We start from the raw sequence: 18,804 nt of genomic DNA on the forward strand, positions 1-18,804 counted from the left end.
CAATACAGATGAGAGTTACTCTTGTGCAGTAGAGGTTCCGTCTTTGTGCCATTCAAACACACCGAATTCGAAACCTTTCAGGTCACCATTTGGCTTCCAGCTTAATTGCCCCATGACGGTATCCACTGGATTAGCTTTCAGATCTTTCGCCAGCACATCAGGTTCCGTGCTGCCTGTACGCTGCATCGCCGTGGTTAAGCCTTGGATTGCGGCATAAGTTGTCCATACAAATGGACCTGTTGGATCTTCTTTTTTCTTTTTAATCGCATCGACGATGGATTGGTTAGCTGGAAGTTGGTCATAACGTTTCGGTAATGTCACCAGCATGCCTTCAGAGGCGTCGCCTGCAATATTCGACAGGGAGGAGTTACCCACACCTTCAGGTCCCATAAAGCGAATGTTCAAACCCGATTGTTTCGCTTGGCGTAAAATTTGCCCCATTTCTGGATAGTAGCCGCCGAAATAGACAAAATCGACGTTCTCTTTTTTCAGCTTAGCGACCAGTGCAGAGAAATCTTTATCACCCGCAGTGACCCCTTCAAACATCACTTCTTTCACGCCCGCTTTGTTCAAGCTTTCACGTACTGAGCGAGCCAAACCTTCACCGTATTGCTGTTTATCATGTACCACTGCAATACGCTTAGGTTTGATTTTTTCGATAATGTATTTCGCTGCGGTTGGACCTTGGTCAGAATCCAAACCTGTTGTACGCATGATCAACTGGTAGCCACGTGTGGTTAAATCCGCATTGGTCGCTGCAGGGGTAATCATCAGAACGCCTTCGTCTTCATAAATATCTGAAGCGGGCTGAGTGGAGGAGGAGCATAGGTGACCAATAACATGTTTAATGCCATCGTTAATTACTTTGTTGGCGACCGCAACCGCTTGTTTTGGATCGCAAGCATCGTCGTATTCAACGGCAACCAATGTATCGCCGTTAATTCCACCCTTCGCATTAATATCCGCAATAGCTTGGCGAGCTCCCGTAAATTCCATATCTCCATACTGAGCAACGGGACCTGACATAGCGCCGACGACTGCAATTTTAATCTCTTTCGCCCATCCTGCTGGGCTTAATGCCATTGCGATACAACCCGCTAATAATGCTTTATTAATATTCTTCATTCGTGCGTCCCCGCCATCAATATTGTGTATGATTGTGAGTGTTTGTGATTGATTTATAATCAATTATTATAGGTGACAGGTTCAATGCCTGATATTTCAAAACATAGCCAATAAGGCTATATATTTCAGACCATTAAACAAGAGAATTATGCTAAATAGCAAATGAATGAGGCAGCTATTTACATCAATTGCAGAATAAAAAGCTAATGATAAAACGTGTATTTTTTGTAAATGCTAGTGTTATATTCCGGTTAAATTTGGCTTAATCCGAGGGAAACTCGGAAAATTCATCAATACCAAATTTTTCTCTTTGAAATTAAAAAATCGGTTACAGATCACTCTGCTGTTAGAATAGCGTGCAACATGCACCATGAAATGGATCAAAACAACATGAGACTTACCATCATCCCTCTGGTCAATCCTACTGAGCAACAATACATCGACTTATCGAAAATCTGGCTAGACCAGAGTCGAACTCAACTCGAACAAAATCTTGAGTCTGGTGTACGTTTTTATGGAGCGCGTTTTAATGAGCGATTATTAGCAGCGGCTAAAGTGGTTATTTATCAACAACAAGGTACGATCTGTGATTTTAATGTCCGTGAAATCACTCGCCGTCGCGGCGTTGGGTTATATCTTTTACAGGAAATTTTCCGTCAACAACCTGAAATCCGCCATTGGATCTTTGACTTGCAGGGCGTGGAACCGCAAAACAAAATCGCTTTGGAGAAATTTCTTGTTGCTTGTGGTTTTCAACCCGCCGAAGAAACTCATCATTGGCAGCTAAATATTGAGCCATTAGTATGAAACTTAATAAAATTCATCACGTTGCTATTATTTGCTCCGATTTTGCTAAGAGTAAGCATTTTTACTGTCAGATCCTTGGATTGCAGCTTCTCTCAGAATATTACCGTCCAGAGAATGACTCATGGAAAGCAGATTTAGCTTTTGGAGAGCATTATCAGATTGAGCTGTTTAGTTTCGCCAATCCGCCCAAAAGACTCAGTTACCCTGAAGCGACTGGATTACGTCATTTAGCGTTTGAAGTGGATAATATCGAGGAATGGATTGCCTATTTGGCACAAAATCAGGTGGTGTGTGAGGGGGTAAGAATCGATCCGTATACTCAGAAGCGTTTTACCTTCTTCGCAGATCCGGATGAGCTACCTTTAGAGCTCTATTCCCGTTAATTACTAGAGGAATAAGTTATCTGCATCTATTTTCCAATCAGAGGAAATAAATGCAGATAACGTTGATGAACACGAGAGATTACATCTCGTCGTCTTCATCTTCCATAGCAAGACGCAGCTTTTTCATGGCATTCTTTTCAAGCTGACGAACACGCTCGGCAGAAACGCCGTATTTGTCGGCAAGCTCTTGCAGCGTGGTTTTGTTGTCATCATCCAACCAACGAGCGCGAATGATATCTTGGCTGCGCTCATCTAATGAGGCTAACGCATCAGCTAAACGGTCAGTTGCATGACTTTCCCAGTTATCATCTTCAATGGTATTGGCAAAATCAGAAGACTTATCTTGGAGAAAAAGCACGGGGGCAACGGGACCACCGAAATCACCGCTATCGTCGTCGTCAGACATATCAAATGCCATGTCTTGCGCCGCCATTCGGGATTCCATTTCCAGCACATCTTTGGTGCTCACGCCTAGCTCTTGCGCAACCATATCCACTTCTTCTTGGTTAAACCAACCAAGGCGTTTTTTATTCTTTCTCAAATTAAAGAATAATTTACGCTGGGATTTTGTTGTTGCGACTTTAACAATACGCCAGTTACGTAAAACGTATTCATGAATTTCCGCTTTGATCCAATGCACTGCGAAAGACACCAGACGCACACCCACTTCAGGATTAAAGCGACGCACAGCCTTCATCAGACCGATATTGCCTTCCTGAATTAAGTCAGCTTGTGGTAAACCATAGCCTGCATAGCTACGCGCGATGTGAATAACAAAGCGCAAATGGGATAGAATCAGTTGCTTAGCAGCTTCGAGGTCACCATCGTAATGCAGCCTTTCTGCCAGTTCCTTTTCTTCCTCTGCGGTCAGCATCGGGTAAGCATTGGCAGCTCGCATGTAAGCTTCAATACTTCCTTGTGGAACAAGCGCTAATGATTGCATGTCTTTGGTCATTAAGATCCTCTATGAATTGTACTGAAATGGGAGAGATTCGATACAGACAAACCGTAGTCTATCAGCTTAGCCGCGTTAAATAAATTATATACAAGAATAGTTAACCGCAGGTCAATATCTGACACATAATTAGAAAAGAAGTTCGTAGAAATTTATTTTTCCCATCGGGACCAATAAGTTAGCACCGATGGGAACAATTAAATTATTCAGGTCTGAAATGGCGTAAGTGTTGTAATGTTGCCAGCCATGCTGCTACCCAGCCCACAATTGCAGACATTAGAATAATCAACAGAGCCTCTTCCCACAACAGCCCTTCAATGTGGAATTGCGTACCAAATACACTTGCTACTTGCGCCACTAAATCAGACAACTGCCACACAAGTAAGAATGTCATAATGAGGGCGATCACCGCACCCAATGCGCCTAACACAACCCCGCCATTCAAGAATGGCCGCATGATAAAGCCATCAGTAGCACCAATCAGCTTCATCACATTGATGGTATCGCGACGGGCAAAGATATTTAACCGCACACTATTACCAATCACTAAGAACAATGAAACAATCATCAAAATGCCAATCACTGATGCAACTTGCCCTACCAACCGTGTTAATGCCGCTAGGCGTGAGAACCAGCTATCATCCATTCGAACTTCTTCAATACCGTTAACTTGGCTGACACGGTCGCGCAGTGTTGCTAGAGCATTCGAACCTTCAAAATCCAGTTTCGGGGTGATAATTGCCACCGCTGGCAGTGGATTCTCTTCTAGCATATCTAATGCGGTGCTAAAGCCAGACCAGCTACGGAATTCAGATATCGCTTGGTCGCGAGATAAGTAATTCACATGAGCAACGCCATCAAGGGCTTCAAGCTGGGTCACCACATTTTGTCCACCTTGCTCATCGAGAGACTTATCCAGATAGACCGTCAACTGAGGCGTCGGGTACCACTGTTCAGCTGCTTGGGAAACGTTCTTCCAAACGATATAACACAGGCTTGGTAACGCTAATGAAATGGCAATGACCATCACGGTTAAAAAAGTTGCCAGCGGTTGACGTAGCATGTCAGCCAGCGCATTTAACCAAGAGTAGCGCCACTGCTCACGCCAGCCGCCTTTGAGTGCTTTGCTTTTTGATTGCATGGCACGTTCTGGCTTCGCTTTGCGGACATTCTTAGCCATGTTGACCTCCAAGCATCCGACCTTCGCTTAAGGTCAATACACGCAAATTACGGCGTTCAATCAACGCAATATCGTGGGTTGCCATTAATACGGTCACACCCACGCGGTTAAACTCTTCAAATAAACGCATAATGCCTTCAGATAACTCGTTATCAAGGTTACCTGTCGGTTCATCCGCGAGAAGCATCGTTGGCTTATTCACCACTGCACGCGCAATTCCCACACGCTGCTGTTCACCACCAGACAGTTGGATTGGGAAATTTCTCGCTTTATCCAACAAACCGACTTTATCCAATGCAGCGCTCACACGTCGGCGAATATCTTCGCTACTTGCACCAGAAATAATCAGCGGCATCGCCACGTTGTCATAAACTGTGCGGTCAAATAACAGATGGTGATCTTGGAAAATCATGCCGATCTGTCTGCGCAGAAAAGGGATCTCTCTGTCTTTTAGTCGGCTGATATCATGACCATTAAACAGGATATGACCCGCGCTTGGGCGCTCAATACCACAAATCAGTTTAAGTAATGTACTTTTACCTGCGCCTGAGTGACCCGTTAAAAATGCCATTTCCCCAGGGCGTAGATGGAAATCTACCCCTTGGAGCGCTTGGCGGCCACCGCGATAAGCTTTACTCACATGTTCAAAGCGGATCATCGAAAATTATTCCTCTCGGGCAAATAGAGCCTCGATAAAATCATCGGCTTTAAATGGGCGTAAATCTTCAATACCTTCACCAATCCCGATATAACGGATTGGAATACCGAATTGATCAGCGATTGAGAAGATTACGCCACCTTTTGCTGTACCATCGAGTTTTGTCAGTGTAATACCGGTTAAACCTACGGCGTCATTGAAAATTTTAGCCTGACTAACCGCATTTTGTCCCGTGCTCGCATCGAGGGTCAGCATAATTTCATGAGGGGCTGACTCATCAAGCTTTTTCATCACGCGGACGATTTTTTTCAATTCTTCCATTAAGTGCGCTTTATTTTGTAAGCGCCCTGCAGTATCGGCGATCAACACATCGACACCTTTTGCTTGAGCGGATTGAATCGCATCAAAAATCACGGAAGCAGGATCAGCACCAGTATGCTGAGCAACAACTGAAATATTGTTACGATCGCCCCACACTTGCAGTTGTTCAACCGCCGCGGCACGGAATGTATCACCCGCTGCCAACATGACGGACTTACCTTCTGATTGATACTGACGTGCTAATTTACCAATTGTTGTTGTTTTACCCACACCGTTAACACCAACCATCAGAATAACATAAGGTTTTTTACCTTCGATCTCTAATGGTTTGTCTACCGTGGCTAAAATATCAGACATTTCTTCACGCAGCTTACCGTACAACGCTTCGGCATCTTTTAACTCTTTACGGGAAGCGTGCTGAGTCAAGTTATCAATGATTTTACGGGTAGTTTCAACACCGACATCCGCAATTAATAACTGCTCTTCTAGCTCTTCAAAAAGATCGTCATCGATTTTTTTGCCCTTGAATAGACCAAGGAAACCCGAACCTAGATTTTGACGTGTTTTTAATAAGCCTTTCTTTAGACGGCTGAAAAAGCCTTCTTTTTTCGGTTTCTCTTGCTCAACTGGCTGAGCTTTAGCTGCTTCTTCCTCTGCTAAACGTGCCGCCTCGGCCTCTTCTTCTGCTATACGAGCAGCTTCTTCTTCCGCTTCTTTGATAGCAGCAAGTTCGGCTTGACGTTGACGCTCAGCTTCTTCTTCCGCCAAACGAGCCGCTTCGGCTTCTTGGCGTTCACGTTCCGCTTTCTCTTCCGCTTCTTTGATAGCAGCGAGTTCAGCTTGACGCTGACGCTCAGCTTCTTCTTCCGCTAAACGAGCCGCTTCCGCCTCTTGGCGTTCACGTTCCGCTTTCTCTTCCGCTTCTTTGATAGCAGCGAGTTCAGCTTGACGTTGGCGCTCTGCCTCTTCTTCCGCCAGACGGGTGATTTCCGCCTCTTGTCGTTCGCGATCAGCTTGCTCTTGCGCTAAACGAGCGGCCTCCGCTGCTTGGTATTCACGTTCCGCTTTTTCTTCTGCGGCTTTGATAACGGCTAACTCAGCTTGATGCTGACGTTCAACTTCTTCTTCGGCAGCTTTAATCGCAGCCTGCTCGATTTGACGTTGGCGTTCCGCGGCTTCTTCAGCTTGGCGTAAAGCCTGGGCTTCTAACGCTTCTCTAGCCGCTTTTTCTTCTGCTATACGCTTTTCTTCTGCCGCTTGACGCTCTTGCTCTGCATTTTCTGCCGCAATGCGCATCGCCTCTAATTGCGCTTTATGCTGGCGTTCAGCTTCTTCAGCAGCAGCCGTAATCGCATCTTGTTCAGCTTGATATTGGCGCTCTGCTTCATCTTCCGCCGCTTTAATTGCATCAAGCTCTGCCTGATGTTGGCGCTCAACTTCTACTGTGGCGGCATCCTGTTGCTCAGTATCATGAACAACATCATTTTTCAGTTCGACATCAGGTTGCTGGGTTTCTTCTTCATTCTTACGACCAAATCCCAACCATGAGAAAAAGCCTTTTTTCTTATCTTTAGCCATCAGCCACTACACTCCTCGCGGTAAAAACATGGCGTTTAAAAATTAAATCGCAATAAAATTACATGCAGTCTATCATTTCATCGCGCAGCAACACATATCTGAAAGAAAAATCCTGACAATTTATTCTTATTTTTCTGTTAAAACCGTGAAACCGAAGCGCTACAATAGTCCCCAATAATTTATACATTCCTCAATGAACTAAGCAACTATACATATTATGGCAAAAAAACCACAAACAGCCTCCTTGGGGCAAATTCGTATCATTGGTGGTAAGTGGCGTGGGCGAAAACTACCTGTACGCGATAGTGAGGGCTTACGTCCCACCACAGATCGCATCAAAGAAACGCTCTTTAATTGGCTAATGCCAGTGATCCGTGATGCTCGCTGTCTTGATTGCTTCGCAGGTAGCGGTGCTTTAGGTTTTGAAGCCTTATCTCGCTTTGCCGAGCACGTCACGTTTATTGAACTTGATAAACAAAATGCCAAGCTTCTTAGTGAGAACAAAGTTCGCTTAGAAGCTGATAATGCGAGCGTTATTAATAACAGCAGTCTCAGCGTTCTCAGCCAAATAGGAACGCCTTGTGATGTGGTATTTATCGACCCTCCTTTTCGTAAAGGGCTACTTGGAGAAACCATCACGCTCCTAGAAAAAAATCAGTGGTTAGCTGATGAAAGCTGGATTTATGTAGAGTCAGAAGCGGAGTTACCACTTACTGACATTCCCGCAAACTGGCAGCTACACCGTGAAAAGGTCGCTGGCCAAGTTGCGTATCGTCTGTTTATTCGTCAATCTGTTCATTCATCAAGTATGCAGGGAGAAAAAGATGCTGATTAATATCGGACGTCTGCTTATGATTTGTGTTTGGGGCTTTATGATCTTTAATATTGTGCATCCATTCCCTAAGCCATTGAAATATTTTATGGATGTCGCAATGGTGTTTATGATTTTCATGCATGCATTACAAACTATCTTCCTAAAAGCTAGCTTACCGAAAGATCAAAAGCTAACAGGGCTCCAACAAACAAAAATTTTCTTTTTTGGCGTATTTGAAATGCTCGCGATGCATAAGAAAACAAAAGCGGCTATTGAAGCCGCTAAAAAGAAATAACCGTTTATTCAGAGGGTTCGAAGCGAATAAATCGCGTACCTTGTAGGGTTAGCTTACCTTTAGCACCCAATTCAACACCTTGGTACTGCTCTTCGCTGACGATCACCTTAATCGTTTCTCCTGAAGCTTGAGTCTGAAAATAAAGTTCATAGCGAAAAGTTTCAGGGGATACCACATCGCGCTCCCGAGAACGCATATTTGGATAAGGGTAATCTTTTTTCTCTTTCACGAACACTAACTGACTGACAGGCAATGAATTATCGTTAATTTCATTCTGTTTCTTTTGGTCAAAAAAACGCTTAGTGGCTAACACGGCGATAATCGCGAGAACAATAATTAAGAGAATTGGCTTATTCATAATTTATATATTTAGCTTAGAATTATCATAAGTATATACCCTCTATCGCTCAAATTGCAGATAAACGCCATACAATTTATGCGAGACGCGGTATAGTTCATTTATATTTAATCGCTCTTAGTGATTTCTCTTTTCCAGAAACTCTTAAGGATATGTGTATGATTAGTTGGCCATTCCTCGCTGTTTTATTTTCTGGCTGGCTGTACGTTGATGCAGCCTATCGTGGCCCTGAGTGGCAACGTTGGTTATTCCGCCCTATCACTTTACTTCTTCTACTATTCTGGGGATGGAGTTCTGACGACTTAAATGCGCAAACTTACCTAATTTTAGGCGGTTTGGTGCTTTCCTTAGTTGCCGACCTTTCGAGAATGTTTTCTAGTGAGCACTTGCTTACTTCTTTAGGGCTGATGTTCTTAAGCTATTTGGTCTACACCATTAGCTTTGGAATGCAATTCAACTTTGGTCTGTATCTGCCTTGGCTTATCGTCCCTATTGCTATCGCAGCCGTCACCTTGGTGCTGATTTGGGGAAAACTGGAAAGCCAACAGCCTGTAGTTTTCGCCTCTATTATTATGAGCATGATTATGATGTGGGTAGCTGGAGACCAATACTTTGGCTTAGGTCGAGAATTTAATTTCTCGATTATGGTGGGCGCTTCTATGCTGTTTTTATCTCACTGTATCTGGTTAATTGCTCATTTCCGCTTCCCATTCAAAGCCTCTAAAGCCGTCGTGGCAGCATTCTACTTCCTCGGTCAGTTCTTTATTGTTCGCGCCATTTACTTGTAATTCCCCGCCAATTGATAAAACGTGCTATTTGAGAATTTTATCAATTGGCTTCCCCTTTTTCATTTGACTCTAGAGTCTACTCCAAAGTGTAGACTTAACCTTAATTAGAGAACATGGTTAAAAACGCATCAAGAAAAAGGGGGCGCTTATGCACTCACACTCTCATAAAGATACCCATGCACACAGCACGTCTTGCTGCTCAGGAAACACTTGCTCATCCGCAGCTGTAGAGAATAGCAAAGCTGTGAGCCATGACGCATCATCCCATGAACATCATCATGGCGATGACAAAAATCATGCTCATGATGATGACGATGAAAAATCCCATCAACATGGTAGCTGCTGCAGCTCAACATCCGCTGCAAATGATGATGTAGAGCCTACCCAAACCGCTAAACAGCGTTTTAGCTGGATTGTACGCGGGATGGACTGCCCAAGCTGCGCGGCTAAAATCGAAAACGCGATTTCCCAAATTCGCGAAGTCGCTCAAGCCAAAGTCCTCTTTGCCACTGAAAAACTCGTCGTGGACGCTGACAAAGACGTTACTGCCGTCGTTCGTTCAACTGTCGAAGCCGCAGGTTACGAACTACATGATGTGGGTAGCGCGAGTGCAACATCAGCACCGCCACCCAGCTTATTGAGTGAAGCGAAGCCCGTCATCATTTTAGCTATCCTGATGGCAATCAGCTGGGGACTTGAGTTTGTTAATCCACAGCTAGGTAACGTGGCGTTTATCCTAACCACGTTATTTGGGTTATACCCTATCGCGCGTAAATCGTTACGTTTGATTCGTACTGGTACACCATTTGCAATTGAAACCTTGATGACCGTTGCCGCTGTAGGGGCGATTTTCATCCAAGCAACTGAAGAAGCCGCCATGGTTATCTTGCTGTTTATGCTGGGTGAAATGCTTGAGTCCTACTCTGCGGGACGCGCTCGCCGAGGTGTTAGCGCACTCATGGCTTTAGTCCCTGAAGATGCCGTGCTTATCAAGGATGGACAAAAAACGTCAGTTCCTGTGGCACAGTTACGCCCAGGGGACATCATTGAAATTGCACCAGGTGGTCGATTACCAACCGATGCGGTGCTGGTTGCAGGATTTGCGAGTTTTGATGAAAGCGCATTAACGGGTGAATCCGTCCCTGTAGAACGCAGTGCTGGGGAAAAAGTGGCTGCGGGCTGTTTGTCTGTCGATAAAGCCGTACAAATGGAAGTGGTATCAGAGCAAGGTCAAAATGCTATCGACCGCATCTTGCAACTGATTGAAGAAGCAGAAGAGCGTCGTGCGCCAATTGAGCGATTTATTGACCGCTTCAGCCGCATCTATACTCCAATTATCATGCTGATTTCGGCCTTAGTGATAGTGATCCCGCCAATGTTCTTCGGTGCAGCATGGGATACTTGGATTTACCGTGGTTTGACTCTGTTGTTAATTGGTTGCCCTTGCGCATTGGTTATCTCAACCCCTGCAGCAATCACCTCAGCACTGGCAACCGCCACTCGCCGTGGAGCTTTAATTAAAGGTGGTGCTGCATTAGAACAATTGGGAACTGTCACTACAATTGCACTAGATAAAACGGGCACACTAACGGAAGGCAAACCACACGTCACCGATATCGTTCCCGTTGAAGGTCTGAGTGAAAGCGAGTTAATTCGTATCACTGCATCAGTTGAAGTCGGCTCTCATCACCCACTGGCTAAAGCTATCGTCAACAAAGCTGAAGAGTTATCTATCACTGTTGAAGAAGCGTTAGAGCGTAAAGCACTAGCAGGTAAAGGGGTTGAAGGCTCTTTTAATGGTAAACAAGTGTTAGTCAGCGCACCATCAAGGGTTGAGCCTCCATTAAGCAGCCAATGGCAAGCGAAAGTAGAAGCGTTAGAGGCGCAAGGTAAAACGGTTGTCGTCACGTTAGAAGATGACCAAGTTATCGGCTTAACCGCCCTGCAGGATACCTTACGTGGCGATGCTGCTGATGCAATGGCTATGTTGAAATCACTGAATGTTAATGCCGTGATGCTAACAGGTGATAACCCACGTGCCGCCAGCGCCATCGCAAATCAGCTAGGCATGGAGTTCCGTGCAGGATTATTACCAGAAGATAAAGTCACCGCGGTGATGGAGCTTAATCGCGATCACAACACCATGATGGTAGGTGACGGTATCAACGATGCTCCAGCCATGAAAGCGTCAAGCATTGGTGTTGCAATGGGTGGCGGTACTGACGTTGCTTTAGAAACTGCGGATGCCGCTTTAACCCATAACCGTTTGACTGGATTACCTGAAATCGTCGCATTATCCAGAGCCACACGGAAGATCATCCGCGAGAACATCACTATCGCCTTAGGCTTAAAAGCCGTTTTCTTGGTAACGAGCTTGTTAGGTATCACTGGGTTATGGGTTGCTGTGTTAGCGGATTCTGGCGCCACGGCATTAGTCACAGCCAACGCGGTTCGCTTACTGCGCGTTAAGTTGCCCGAAATCAAAAAATAGCCTTTCTTTAGTTTGATATCTCAACGCCGTAATGGTCATCATTACGGCGTTTTTTTATGCGAAAGAAATCTAAAATAATCAGTTATAGCAAAGAGTTACACAAACCATTCACCAACTGAATTTAAGACTAACTTTTCTCCCGCACACAGAAATATTGGGTAATATCTCGGTCATTAACAACATTTGCTGAGCGTGGATATGACTAATAATGCAAGTTCAATACCCCATGATGCCGCCTTTAAAGGCTTTATGACAAAGCAGAGTAATGCCCGAGATTTCTTTGAGCTTCATTTACCTGAACACATTGAACGCTTGTGCGATTTCGATACGCTTACCCTCATTAATTCAGCTTTTATTGATAGCAAATTGAGAACCCAGTTTTCCGATGTTCTCTATTCTGTTCAAACAAAAACGAGGGGTAGTTATATCTATCTGTTAGTCGAACATCAGTCGACACCTGACAAGTTGATGGGCTGGCGTTTAATGCACTACGCGTTTATGGCAATGAATCAACATCTACAGCAAGGGCATAAAACCTTACCGCTCGTTGTCCCCATTCTGTTTTATCATGGGGAAACATCCCCCTATCCTTATGAAGGTACATGGACACAATGCTTGCCCCACGCTGAAATAGCTCATGATCTGTATAGCAGCCCTTTCCCGTTGGTGGGCATCACCGTAGTTGAGGATACCGAAATAGTTAGTCACCGCAAAATCGCTGTGATGGAACTCGCAATGAAACATAAAAAACTACGAAATGACCACCAGAGAGTCACTGAGCACTTCGTTCAAATATTAAACAGCCACTATAATGACAAAGATGATGTGATCACTATCTTGAATTACTTATTTATCATCATGGATTCACCCTACTACACATACATTGTCGAAACATTAATCGACCAAGCCGAAAACCATCGAGAAACTATTATGAATATTGCACAGCGGTTAAAAAACGAAGGAAAAGAAAAAGGAAAAGAAGAAACCTTACAACAGGTTGTATTAAAGAGCTTACAACTTGGTTTAAGCATTGACGTTATCCGCAAACTCACTGGGTTATCAGACAGTGAAATTCAAGCCCTTAATTAAACAACAAATTATGTAAGCATCGGGGATAAATAGTTATGAATATTGCCACACGTTTAAGATATGAAGGATATAAGAAAGGATTTGCACAAGGATTTGTAGAAGGATTTGAGGAAGAATTCACAGTGGGACTACAAACAGCGCTCAAAGTAGGTAAAGCCATCTGCCAACAAGAGATAACCTTAAATGCACTACAACTTGGCTTAAACATAGAAACTATCAGTAAAATCACTGAATTATCAATCAGTGAAATTCAAGCACTTATGGATCGCCCATCAACAATAGCCTCCTGCGAAGCAAAAAGGCTATCTATCATCAATGCCGCTGACTAGGTATTACAGGCCGCTGGCTTTTTTGCGCAATAAATAACGATACGGTGCATTCTCCGCTTCAACCGCCAGCAGTTCGTGTTCCATAAAACGGCAAAAACCAGGAATATCGCGGGTGGTTGCGGGGTCATCTGCAATGATTAACAGCGTATCTCCGTCCGCCATATTGCGTACGGTTTTACGCACCAGCATCACAGGTTCAGGGCAGCGTAGCCCTAGCGTATCAAGGGTTTTCGTTGGATTAGAAAATAAGTCAGACATAACACCACATTCTCTTGGTCATCAATGCGCTTATTGTAAAGCCACGCGCAGTGGATGAACAGTTTTGATTTTGTTGCGCAACGAGAGTATGATGCGCTCTTCCCAATTTAGGGATGTTATTCATGGGTTCCCTCACCCCATTGCCACTAAAAAGGTACAATATGTTTACGTTTACTCCGCAGCAAAAAGCCACTGCGTTAATTTGGCTATCGTTATTTCATATTTTAATTATTACATCCAGCAACTACTTGGTTCAGTTACCCATTAATATTTTTGGGTTTCATACCACTTGGGGTGCGTTTACCTTTCCCTTTATATTCCTTGCTACGGACTTAACGGTTCGCATCTATGGTGCGCCATTAGCTCGTCGAATTATCACTGCGGTCATGTTACCAGCATTATTAATTTCGTATGTGATTTCTGCTCTGTTTTTCCAAGGAGAATGGCAAGGTTTCGCGGCTATCATGACATTTAACCTGTTTGTTGCGCGTATCGCGGCAGCAAGTTTTATGGCATATGTCCTCGGCCAAATCTTGGATGTCAGCGTATTTAACCGCCTGCGCCAAAACAAACGCTGGTTTGTAGCACCCGCCTGCGCCATGTTTTTTGGTAACTTGATTGATACTATCGCGTTCTTCTTTATCGCGTTTTATCAAAGCAGCGACCCGTTTATGGCAGCAAACTGGATGGAAATCGCTCTCGTTGATTACGTCTTCAAGTTATTAATTTGTATGCTGTTCTTCTTGCCAGCTTATGGTTTATTACTGAACTTTATTTTGAAGACTTTCTTCGCTACCGCCAGTAAGAAACAATTATCCCCGCAGCACTGAGATAAAAAAGGGAGATAAGCCATCACTTATCTCCCAAGGGGTTAACTTGATTAATACCTAACTACTTTTCACATTACTCAACACAACAATTGATTATTCGAGCGCGCGAGCCAGTAGTGAAATTGGGTGTTCACATTTCTTACTGGTGGACATTTCAATTTGCCATTTACAGGTTTCACAGTCAGTGATCACCATATCCGCACCGCTCTCTTCAATTTGACGGAACAGCCCAGCCCCAATACCTTGGGAAACTTCGTAGTTCTCTTTTTTGAACCCGTAAGTTCCTGCAATACCACAACATTGTGAATCTAAAACAATCAGCTCAACACCCGGTACACGCTTAATCAGCTCAAGGGTGTAGGACGTCCAACCCATTTTTTCCATATGGCATGGTGTGTGATAAGCCACTTTTAATGGTGTGTGTTTCAGTTTCAGTTCACGCCCTTCTTCCAGCAGACGATAAATATAGCGGGTCGCTAGCTCAATGTTATCGCGCATCTCAGAGGTATCGACATCCAGCACATGGGTATATTCATCACGAATGGTAAATGTGCAGGTCGATGAGGTCGCCACGACGGGAATATGTTTCTCCAGAATCGTCTCTTGGAGTGATTCCAAATTCACATTCGCTTGGCGTTTCGCTTGCTTCATAAATCCGTTTGCGATCAGTGCCACACCACAACATTTTTCACGTTTTAACAGCTGAACACCGATATTCATCCCGTTGAAAACTTTGATTAAATCTTTACCCAATTGTGGATGGTTATAGTTCACGTAACAGCCGTGGAAGAATGCCACCTGTTCCTCAAATTTCGCCTGCTCTGCGGCTTGTTTACCGTACCAACGACGGAAAGTCCCGAATGAGTATTTCGGTAGCTCACGGCGATGGTCAATTTTAAGGGCTTTATCCAGAATTTGGCGAACGGGTTTTAAGCCTGTAATGGTGTTGACTACAGGGGCAAATGGGGTCGATAAAGAGCCCATGATGTCTGTATGGCTTAAAATCGCATCACGCAGTTTCGGTTTCTGCTGGCTATAGGTATTACGAGCGCGCGCGATAATGTCGCCTATCTTCACATCAGACGGGCAGGCTACTTCACAACGCTTACAGTTGGTACAGAATTTCAATGCATCATCGTACATCATCGGATCTTTTAAGCGTAAACGCTCACCATCAGGACCCGCTTGTTTTGGTCCCGGATACAGAGGGTTCGCTTTTGCCACTGGGCAATAGGTGGTACAAACGGTGCACTTTATACAGCTTTCAAAGCTTGCATCTTGAATACTCATTGCGCCACCTCCGCCTGCATGGCTTTATCTTTAGCAAATTCATTCACGATTTCATTCGCGGCATATAAGCCACTGACCAGTGAAACCCCTGCGCCACAACCTTGAGTCAGCGGATCAAACCCGCTTAATACTGCACCCGCAACATACAGGTTTTCGATGGTTTCACCGTGTTTTTTACCGCGTAAATTTCCGTCGGTTTGTACACCAAATGCCATGTATGGCTGAGATGCGAAGAACTCTTTATTTGTCCATTTGGCGCGGTCGCCGATTTCGCCTAAATCCAAATGCATCAAGGGTTCATACACTTGGTCAAATTTCGCCACCAAACCGTTATTAAAGAAACTTCCCGTCGCCAACACAAAATGTTTAGCTTTCAATGAAATATTGCCGTGATTGCGGGTTTGCACTGATTCAATGCGTGATCCCACGAAATTGACGGAAGTGACTTTATCACCCGGCATCATGATCCCACCTTGACGGCGGAACTGGCGTAATAGCATTTCATGAAGGCGAATACCTAATAAAGATGGCGGTAATGTTGGCAGTAAAAATAGCGGCTTACCTAAACGTTTCTGCAACTCTAACATTGGCTCTTCACTGTCAAGACCAATACACGCAGGCATAAACACCGCATCCGCGTTGGCGACTAATGGTGCAATTTCTTCCACGATTTGCGCCATATTTTCAGGTCTATCTAACCAGCGCGCTACGTTAATCGCTCGGAACTCGCTTGGGTTTTCTCTTAAACGATCAAGCAGTGGCAAGTGAACATAGCACGCCTCAGCTTCTAATCCTTGGCGATCCAACTCATCCGCCACCATTTGCGGTTGAAAATCGAGGAAACCTTCAATGCCCACAACCGCAATTTTGCCTAATTCCATCGGTTGATGAAGTGCAGTTGTTGGCACCGATTCAGGACTGAGCCATGTCATTCGCTTATGGCCTAACGGTGTAATACGGTAATGGTTTTCTTCGCAAGAACCTTTTAGATGTAGCCCTGCTTGCTGTAGTGTAGTCTGTGCCAATTGAGCCAGCTCAGCGACTTTTTCTGCCCCAATTAAACTGTACGGATGACTCGGTGCTTGTTGTTCTAGCGCTTCCAACATGGACAGCGGTTGCTCGACTTGAGTACCATCAGGAAGATGCGTTAATAAATCCAATGAACCCGACGAGAAATGCAGTGCGTTCTGCCCTGCACTCACGATGGCACAAGAAAGTCCTGATTGAGTCAGACGAATTCCACAGATAAGACCGGCAAGGCCTCCGCCCATCACTACTGCATCATATTTCATTCTCTGCCTCCTTCTGAGCAGGCTGGCTCAATGTACTTTCATTCATGCCACATAATCCGTGATACACCCAACTGGTAAACTCGCTTTCACGCAAAGCATCCCCCCAAGCAATTGGTCTCACCCCTTTCCAACGCTCATTTAAGAAGTGCCCCAGCTGCTGCTCGGTTTCATGTGGTGTAGTAACGTTAAAACGATTGAGTAATCCCGCCGCGCGGCAAGCACAAAGTTCACCTTGGCACGTCCCCATACCCACACGGGTACGACGACGTAAATCAAGCAAGTTGTTGACGGTTAAAGATTCCACCGCATAACGAACCTCACCCGCCGTCACCGCTTCGCACTCACACACTAAGCTTTTATCTAAACGATTAGCGCTGAGGATCGCAGACGCCCTATCACCATGACGATAAACCGCAGAACCGCGAATAGGTGCAGGGATAGAGACCACATTACGCAGCGCTTCTTCTGCACTGTGTTGAGAGCCCGGCAGTGGTGCTTCCGCCGTCGTGCATGGGGTTGTGACACCCAATTTTTCACAGACTTTATTGGTCGCCCATTCTGCCATTAAGCGATAAGTCATTAACTTACCGCCCGTAATGGTAATGAAACCATCTAAACCATCGCGTTTTGCGTGGTCGAGTAACACGATACCGCGGCTTACGTTACGCCCAGAAGGGTCATCATCACTCGCCACTAATGGGCGAACACCCGCATACGCGCGTAAAATGCGCGTTGTCGCTAATGCTGGTGACAACATAGAACCTTCGCGGATCAAAATATCCACTTCTTCTGGTGTCACATACATATTATCGATTTGGTCATATTCGATGTGCGTTGACGTAGTACCAATCAGAGAAATGGTATCCCCCGGAACCAGAATGTCCGCATCTGCCGGTTTACGACAGCGGTTGATCACCATATTGTTAAGACGGTGACCTAAAATAAGTAATGCCCCTTTCGCTGGGAACATTTTGATTTTCAGATCGGCGTATTCGGCAATTTTCTGTCCCCAAATTCCGCCAGCATTCACCACGATTTGTGCATGAATATCATATTGGCGCTTAGCTTGATGGTCATAAACCGTCACGCCGCGGACTTTATCCCCTTGGCGGATCAAGCCAATCACTTCATGGTAAGTCAGCACTTTAGCGCCATGTTCGCGCGCATCGAGCATATTCGCAGCGGTTAGACGGAATGGGTCGACAGTACCATCAGGCACGCGAACCGCACCAATTAAACGCGGGTTAACTGAAGGCTCTAAGCGAATAGCTTCCGCGGGATCAATCGCTTGAGCATCGATGCCAGCGGATTGGCAAGCGGTGATAAATTGCTGCTGATATTCGAGACTATCTTCAGGTAGGGTAATAAAGAGTCCATCGGTTTTTTCAATACAATGATGGGCAATACGCTTAAGAATTTTGTTTTCTTCTATACACTCTCTTGCCGATTCACTATCTGTCACGGCATAACGAGCACCACTGTGTAGCAAGCCATGGTTACGCCCTGTTGCACCTGTCGCAATATCATGCCGTTCTAGCAAAACTGCTTTTAATCCACGGCGAGCGCAGTCACGAGCGACACCTGCACCTGTTGCGCCACCACCGATAATGATGACATCCGTTTCAGTCACAGATGAGCCATTCATGTCGCATTCCTCACGTTAATCAATCTTCACTATTCGATAAGTATAGTTTCTATTTTTATAGTCTATAGTTAATATAAGCTCAAAAAAGCGCTCAATGTTTGATAAGGAACAAAAACGAAAGTCAAAAGTACAAATTAGGTACATCAAAGCGCGGAAGCGTGATAATCCTCACAAAATAATTCACAATTTTAGTTCCATTCCATTCACAAATCGCATTAACTATGCAGCCAGATAAACAAAATCAATAATTGTGCGTTAGATTACAGATAAAATGTTTTTTAACGATTAAGATTTAGCGCAATTAGAAAATAAAAGCGC

Annotated in this window: 19 protein-coding genes; 9 read left to right on the forward strand and 10 right to left on the reverse strand. The window is 44.8% G+C overall.

What is annotated here, in order from left to right; genetic code table 11:
* Positions 1-15 precede the first annotated feature (15 nt).
* Positions 16-1,125, reverse strand: coding sequence for a branched-chain amino acid ABC transporter substrate-binding protein (locus tag ACIH2S_RS16515; RefSeq protein ID WP_132496626.1), 1,110 nt, complete (start codon positions 1,123-1,125; stop codon positions 16-18).
* 390 nt (positions 1,126-1,515) lie between these two features.
* Between ACIH2S_RS16515 and panM the strand changes: the two genes are divergently transcribed.
* Positions 1,516-1,932, forward strand: a complete 417-nt coding sequence (panM, locus tag ACIH2S_RS16520; RefSeq protein ID WP_108478508.1) for an aspartate 1-decarboxylase autocleavage activator PanM — start codon at positions 1,516-1,518, stop codon at positions 1,930-1,932.
* Complete coding sequence (gloA2, locus tag ACIH2S_RS16525; protein ID WP_108478419.1) at positions 1,929-2,315, forward strand: SMU1112c/YaeR family gloxylase I-like metalloprotein; 387 nt, start codon at positions 1,929-1,931, stop codon at positions 2,313-2,315. Before panM ends, gloA2 begins: the two co-directional genes overlap by 4 nt.
* A 79-nt stretch (positions 2,316-2,394) precedes the next feature.
* Here the strand turns inward: gloA2 and rpoH are convergent, their stop codons facing one another.
* From rpoH to ftsY, 4 genes are all read right to left on the reverse strand, one after another.
* The gene (rpoH, locus tag ACIH2S_RS16530) at positions 2,395-3,270 is read right to left on the reverse strand and encodes an RNA polymerase sigma factor RpoH (RefSeq protein WP_108478418.1); all 876 of its coding nucleotides are present in this window, start codon (positions 3,268-3,270) and stop codon (positions 2,395-2,397) included.
* Positions 3,271-3,472: 202 nt separating this feature from the next.
* On the reverse strand, positions 3,473-4,450 hold the full coding sequence (ftsX, locus tag ACIH2S_RS16535) for a permease-like cell division protein FtsX (protein WP_132496629.1): 978 nt from the start codon (positions 4,448-4,450) through the stop codon (positions 3,473-3,475).
* On the reverse strand, positions 4,443-5,108 hold the full coding sequence (gene ftsE / locus ACIH2S_RS16540; protein WP_036956008.1) for a cell division ATP-binding protein FtsE: 666 nt from the start codon (positions 5,106-5,108) through the stop codon (positions 4,443-4,445). The genes ftsX and ftsE overlap by 8 nt, the downstream gene beginning before the upstream one ends.
* A 6-nt stretch (positions 5,109-5,114) precedes the next feature.
* Positions 5,115-7,007, reverse strand: a complete 1,893-nt coding sequence (gene ftsY, locus ACIH2S_RS16545) for a signal recognition particle-docking protein FtsY (RefSeq protein ID WP_108478416.1) — start codon at positions 7,005-7,007, stop codon at positions 5,115-5,117.
* A gap of 217 nt (positions 7,008-7,224) precedes the next feature.
* Between ftsY and rsmD the strand changes: the two genes are divergently transcribed.
* A complete protein-coding gene (gene rsmD, locus ACIH2S_RS16550; protein ID WP_036956004.1) occupies positions 7,225-7,842 on the forward strand; it encodes a 16S rRNA (guanine(966)-N(2))-methyltransferase in 618 nt (205 codons plus the stop codon).
* The gene (locus ACIH2S_RS16555) at positions 7,832-8,116 is read left to right on the forward strand and encodes a DUF1145 family protein (protein WP_036956002.1); all 285 of its coding nucleotides are present in this window, start codon (positions 7,832-7,834) and stop codon (positions 8,114-8,116) included. The genes rsmD and ACIH2S_RS16555 overlap by 11 nt, the downstream gene beginning before the upstream one ends.
* 4 nt (positions 8,117-8,120) lie before the next feature.
* On the opposite strand, the gene ACIH2S_RS16560 is transcribed toward ACIH2S_RS16555, so the two are convergent.
* Positions 8,121-8,474: a DUF2500 family protein gene (locus ACIH2S_RS16560; protein ID WP_108478415.1), complete on the reverse strand. Its 354-nt coding sequence runs from the start codon at positions 8,472-8,474 to the stop codon at positions 8,121-8,123.
* A 158-nt stretch (positions 8,475-8,632) separates the two neighbouring features.
* On the opposite strand from ACIH2S_RS16560, the gene ACIH2S_RS16565 reads away from it, so the two are divergent.
* The 4 genes from ACIH2S_RS16565 to ACIH2S_RS16580 all read left to right on the forward strand — a co-directional run bounded on the left by ACIH2S_RS16565 (position 8,633) and on the right by ACIH2S_RS16580 (position 13,171).
* Positions 8,633-9,262 (forward strand): lysoplasmalogenase, encoded by a 630-nt coding sequence (locus ACIH2S_RS16565; protein WP_108478414.1) that lies wholly within the window; start codon positions 8,633-8,635, stop codon positions 9,260-9,262.
* Positions 9,263-9,410: 148 nt separating this feature from the next.
* Positions 9,411-11,753, forward strand: coding sequence for a zinc/cadmium/mercury/lead-transporting ATPase (locus ACIH2S_RS16570; RefSeq protein ID WP_108478413.1), 2,343 nt, complete (start codon positions 9,411-9,413; stop codon positions 11,751-11,753).
* A 198-nt stretch (positions 11,754-11,951) separates the two neighbouring features.
* A complete protein-coding gene (locus tag ACIH2S_RS16575) occupies positions 11,952-12,842 on the forward strand; it encodes an Rpn family recombination-promoting nuclease/putative transposase (protein ID WP_430247744.1) in 891 nt (296 codons plus the stop codon).
* 35 nt (positions 12,843-12,877) lie between these two features.
* Positions 12,878-13,171 carry a hypothetical protein gene (locus ACIH2S_RS16580; protein WP_108478412.1) on the forward strand — a complete coding sequence of 98 codons (294 nt, stop codon included), beginning with the start codon at positions 12,878-12,880 and terminating at the stop codon, positions 13,169-13,171.
* Positions 13,172-13,174: 3 nt separating this feature from the next.
* On the opposite strand, the gene tusA is transcribed toward ACIH2S_RS16580, so the two are convergent.
* Positions 13,175-13,429, reverse strand: coding sequence for a sulfurtransferase TusA (tusA, locus tag ACIH2S_RS16585; RefSeq protein WP_036955989.1), 255 nt, complete (start codon positions 13,427-13,429; stop codon positions 13,175-13,177).
* A gap of 161 nt (positions 13,430-13,590) precedes the next feature.
* On the opposite strand from tusA, the gene ACIH2S_RS16590 reads away from it, so the two are divergent.
* Positions 13,591-14,259, forward strand: a complete 669-nt coding sequence (locus ACIH2S_RS16590; RefSeq protein WP_036955987.1) for a 7-cyano-7-deazaguanine/7-aminomethyl-7-deazaguanine transporter — start codon at positions 13,591-13,593, stop codon at positions 14,257-14,259.
* Between the two features lie 93 nt (positions 14,260-14,352).
* On the opposite strand, the gene glpC is transcribed toward ACIH2S_RS16590, so the two are convergent.
* From glpC to glpA, 3 genes are read right to left on the reverse strand one after another with little or no spacing between them, the layout of a single operon-like run.
* Positions 14,353-15,549: an anaerobic glycerol-3-phosphate dehydrogenase subunit GlpC gene (glpC, locus tag ACIH2S_RS16595; protein WP_006659019.1), complete on the reverse strand. Its 1,197-nt coding sequence runs from the start codon at positions 15,547-15,549 to the stop codon at positions 14,353-14,355.
* Positions 15,546-16,841, reverse strand: a complete 1,296-nt coding sequence (gene glpB / locus ACIH2S_RS16600) for a glycerol-3-phosphate dehydrogenase subunit GlpB (RefSeq protein WP_108478411.1) — start codon at positions 16,839-16,841, stop codon at positions 15,546-15,548. The genes glpC and glpB overlap by 4 nt, the downstream gene beginning before the upstream one ends.
* On the reverse strand, positions 16,831-18,486 hold the full coding sequence (gene glpA, locus ACIH2S_RS16605; RefSeq protein ID WP_006662871.1) for an anaerobic glycerol-3-phosphate dehydrogenase subunit A: 1,656 nt from the start codon (positions 18,484-18,486) through the stop codon (positions 16,831-16,833). The genes glpB and glpA overlap by 11 nt, the downstream gene beginning before the upstream one ends.
* Between the last annotated feature and the right edge of the window lie 318 nt (positions 18,487-18,804).

It is taken from the genome of Providencia lanzhouensis, from assembly GCF_050469745.1.
In the GTDB taxonomy this organism is placed as follows: domain Bacteria; phylum Pseudomonadota; class Gammaproteobacteria; order Enterobacterales; family Enterobacteriaceae; genus Providencia; species Providencia lanzhouensis.

Excerpts from the sequence above, each read along its gene's own strand:
- tusA (WP_036955989.1), bottom strand. The coding sequence starts at position 13,429 with ATGTCTGACTTATTTTCTAATCCAACGAAAACCCTTGATACGCTAGGG.
- ACIH2S_RS16565 (WP_108478414.1), top strand. The coding sequence starts at position 8,633 with ATGATTAGTTGGCCATTCCTCGCTGTTTTATTTTCTGGCTGGCTGTAC.
- ACIH2S_RS16560 (WP_108478415.1), bottom strand. The coding sequence starts at position 8,474 with ATGAATAAGCCAATTCTCTTAATTATTGTTCTCGCGATTATCGCCGTG.
- ACIH2S_RS16555 (WP_036956002.1), top strand. The coding sequence starts at position 7,832 with ATGCTGATTAATATCGGACGTCTGCTTATGATTTGTGTTTGGGGCTTT.
- gloA2 (WP_108478419.1), top strand. The coding sequence starts at position 1,929 with ATGAAACTTAATAAAATTCATCACGTTGCTATTATTTGCTCCGATTTT.
- ACIH2S_RS16590 (WP_036955987.1), top strand. The coding sequence starts at position 13,591 with ATGTTTACGTTTACTCCGCAGCAAAAAGCCACTGCGTTAATTTGGCTA.
- ACIH2S_RS16575 (WP_430247744.1), top strand. The coding sequence starts at position 11,952 with ATGACTAATAATGCAAGTTCAATACCCCATGATGCCGCCTTTAAAGGC.
- ACIH2S_RS16580 (WP_108478412.1), top strand. The coding sequence starts at position 12,878 with ATGAATATTGCCACACGTTTAAGATATGAAGGATATAAGAAAGGATTT.
- ACIH2S_RS16570 (WP_108478413.1), top strand. The coding sequence starts at position 9,411 with ATGCACTCACACTCTCATAAAGATACCCATGCACACAGCACGTCTTGC.
- ftsY (WP_108478416.1), bottom strand. The coding sequence starts at position 7,007 with ATGGCTAAAGATAAGAAAAAAGGCTTTTTCTCATGGTTGGGATTTGGT.
- rpoH (WP_108478418.1), bottom strand. The coding sequence starts at position 3,270 with ATGACCAAAGACATGCAATCATTAGCGCTTGTTCCACAAGGAAGTATT.
- glpB (WP_108478411.1), bottom strand. The coding sequence starts at position 16,841 with ATGAAATATGATGCAGTAGTGATGGGCGGAGGCCTTGCCGGTCTTATC.
- glpC (WP_006659019.1), bottom strand. The coding sequence starts at position 15,549 with ATGAGTATTCAAGATGCAAGCTTTGAAAGCTGTATAAAGTGCACCGTT.
- ftsE (WP_036956008.1), bottom strand. The coding sequence starts at position 5,108 with ATGATCCGCTTTGAACATGTGAGTAAAGCTTATCGCGGTGGCCGCCAA.
- rsmD (WP_036956004.1), top strand. The coding sequence starts at position 7,225 with ATGGCAAAAAAACCACAAACAGCCTCCTTGGGGCAAATTCGTATCATT.
- ACIH2S_RS16515 (WP_132496626.1), bottom strand. The coding sequence starts at position 1,125 with ATGAAGAATATTAATAAAGCATTATTAGCGGGTTGTATCGCAATGGCA.
- panM (WP_108478508.1), top strand. The coding sequence starts at position 1,516 with ATGAGACTTACCATCATCCCTCTGGTCAATCCTACTGAGCAACAATAC.
- ftsX (WP_132496629.1), bottom strand. The coding sequence starts at position 4,450 with ATGGCTAAGAATGTCCGCAAAGCGAAGCCAGAACGTGCCATGCAATCA.
- glpA (WP_006662871.1), bottom strand. The coding sequence starts at position 18,486 with ATGAATGGCTCATCTGTGACTGAAACGGATGTCATCATTATCGGTGGT.